The 2,852-nt window shown below is 81.6% G+C and carries 1 pseudogene; it reads right to left on the bottom strand.

The window, feature by feature from the left end:
* Positions 1-2,707 (bottom strand): annotated as a pseudogene (locus FA014_RS18950) (hypothetical protein); the annotation flags it as partial.
* Positions 2,708-2,852 lie beyond the last annotated feature (145 nt).

The following is a 2,852-nucleotide window of genomic DNA, read 5'->3' as shown; positions in this document are numbered from 1 at the left end:
GCTCGGTGAGCGCCGACCGGGCGAGGGCAGGCGCGACCCGGCGGCGGTCGAGGACGCCCGCGGCGACCGCCAGCGCCGCGACGGCGAGCAGCACAGCCGACCGGAGGCCCACGTCGCGGCCGGCGAGGGCGAGGAGCAGCGTCGGGGCGACGAGCAGCGCGACCCCGGCGGCCACCAGCGGCCGCCACCGGTCGCCGCGGCGCGCGAGGATCGTGCCGACCACGATCGCGGCCAGGGCCGGGGGCGCGGTGTACGCCTCGACGAGGCCGACGCCCCACCAGACGAGCGCCGACCAGGTCACGCCGCACCACAGCAGCGCCGCCGGCCACCAGGCGAGCCGCCGGTCGGGACGCAGCGCCACCGCCGTGGCCCCGGAGCCGAGCAGGGCGCAGAGCACGAGCACGGTGTCGGCGCCGGTGGGGGTCCGCGCGATGCCGAGCAGGAGCGCGACCGCGCCGGTGCCGGCGGCGGCCAGCTCCACGGCGACGCGCGCCTGGCCGCCCGGGGTGCCGGGCGCGCGGTGCCGCAGCCGGTCGCCGATCGCGGGGGCCGCCACCGCGGCTGCGGCGGCGAGCACGGCGACGACGGGCAGCAGGACGGGTGAGCCGGAGCCCGGCAGCAGCTCGGCGCCCGCGCAGATGACGACCACGGCGACGGTCGGCAGCACGAGCGCGGCCGCGGTGACCCGGGCCCACGGGGGCACCGGCCGGCGTCGGGTGTCGAGCAGCAGCACCTCCACGAGCAGCAGCGCGGCGGCGGCTCCGGCGCCCCACCACGTGCGGTCGACCGCGACGGCCGCCACCGCGACCACCGCGGGGACCAGCGCCACGACGAGCACGCCGAGCCAGGTGTCGTCGCCGACCCGGGGCAGCACCGCCAGCACCGCCGCCACGGCGAGCAGGGCGACCGCGACGCCGCCGGACACGCCGAAGCCGTCCCAGCGGGACCAGGCGAGCACGACCGCGAGCACCGCGCCGGCGTAGGCCGCGGCGAGCCCGACCAGCACCACGCGGACGTCCCGCGGGAGGAGCGCGCGGGCCCGCAGCAGCAGGGCGACGACCGCGACGGCGCCGAGCGCGGTCGTCGGCCGCGAGACCCAGGTCAGCAGGGCGAGGAAGGCGATCTGCGCGAACGCCGTCGGGACGAGGGTGGCCCGCCACGGGATCCGCCGGACCGGCCGGACCCGCGCGGGTCCGGCCGCGCCGGCCGCGCCGGCCGCGTCGGCCGTGCCGGCCGGGAGACCGGCCGCAAGACCGGGCGCGGCGCCCGCGGCGGGGACCCGCCGGGCGACCTCCACCAGCACCGCCGCCAGCACGAGCTCGCCGAGCAGCAGCGACACCGAGGCGGGGCGGAGCAGCCCGACGGCGACCCACCCAGCGAGGACGACGCCCAGCGGCAGGCACGCGCGGCCGACGACCACCGCGGCGTGCTGCCGCCACACGGTGCTGCGGACCAGGACGGTGCCGGGTCGGCCCGGGTACCGGGGCGGTCCCGGCTGGAGGGGCAGCGGCCGGCCGCCCAGGGCCGCGACGGGCACCGATTCCGCGACCGCCAGGAGCGGCACACGCCCGATCGCCGCGAGCGCCCCGGCGAGCACGACGGCGGCGAGCACCGGCCCGGCGCCGGCCCCGAAGCCCGTGGTGTCGAACGCCCCGGGCGGCAGCGCCCAGCCGTCGCCCGGCAGCGGGGCGCCGGTGTCGAGCCGCACCGCGCCGAGCAGGCCGAGCGTCTCCAGGACCCCGACCGCGGTGCCCGGCCCGGTGGCGAGGACGAGCGCCGTCCAGCCGCCCGCGACCTGGGCGCGGTACGCCGCCTCCGAGCCGCGGTCGCCGGGCAGCAGCCGCGGCACGAGCACGAGCAGGGCCCACGCCGCGGCGGCCGCGAGCGGCACGGTGCCGAGCGGGGCGGGCAGCACGGACGCGACGGCCACGCCCGCGGACAGCACCGCCATGCCGCCGGCGACCCAGACCCACGCCGCCGCGGCGCCCCACGCGGGCCGCTCGGCGAGCGCCTGCACCCGGGTGACGACGGCCGCCAGCACGAGCGCCAGCGCGAGCCCGCCCGTCTCCCAGCCGGGCACGGGCTCCGGCAGCACGACGGCGGCCATCAGGGCGCCGCCGATCAGCGCGAGGGCACCGAGGGCCAGCACCGCGTCGACGACGGAGCCGTCGGCGCCGAACCGGGCGGCGACCGCCCGGCGGTACCCGGCGCGCACGAGGGTCACGAGCGCCGCGGCGAGCAGGGCGAGGTGCCACGCCCACGGGCCCGGCCACGCCGCGGCGACGCACAGCGGCACGAGCGGCAGCACCAGCACCGCCACCGTCCACGCGCGCACCCGGACGGCGAGGCCGGCGGCGGGCAGCCCGACGCCGACGGCGAGCAGCAGGAACGCGAGCGCCAGCCACCGGACCGGTCCGTCGGCGAGGAGCGCGATCATCCAGGCGTCCACGACGGCGAGGGCCGCGACGAGCCCGCCGACCGCCTCGGCCGACGCGCCCAGGCCGCTGCGGCGCAGCGCGAGCGTCCCGGCCACCGCGCCGGCGGTCGCGACCAGCATGACCACGACCCGCGGGCCCGGCGATCCGGCCAGGAAGAAGAACGCGAACACGAGCGCCGCCGCCGCGACCAGCCCCGCGCCGGCGAGCACGAACAGCCGGGCGACGTCGAACGGCCGCTGCGTCGCCGGGGACGGGACCGGCCCGGGCACGGGACCACCCCGTCCCGGAGGGCCGCCCGCGCGCACGGGCGCAGCCGGGCCGACCGGCCCGCGCGGCGGCGCCACCGACCCGGGCGGCGGCACGGGCCCCCGCGGCGGCACCACCCCACGCGGCGGCACCACCCCACGCGGCGGC

Origin of the sequence: Cellulomonas hominis, assembly GCF_005239125.1 — a bacterium.
In the GTDB taxonomy this organism is placed as follows: domain Bacteria; phylum Actinomycetota; class Actinomycetes; order Actinomycetales; family Cellulomonadaceae; genus Cellulomonas; species Cellulomonas hominis_A.
This window is presented reverse-complemented; position numbering and strand designations above follow the sequence as displayed.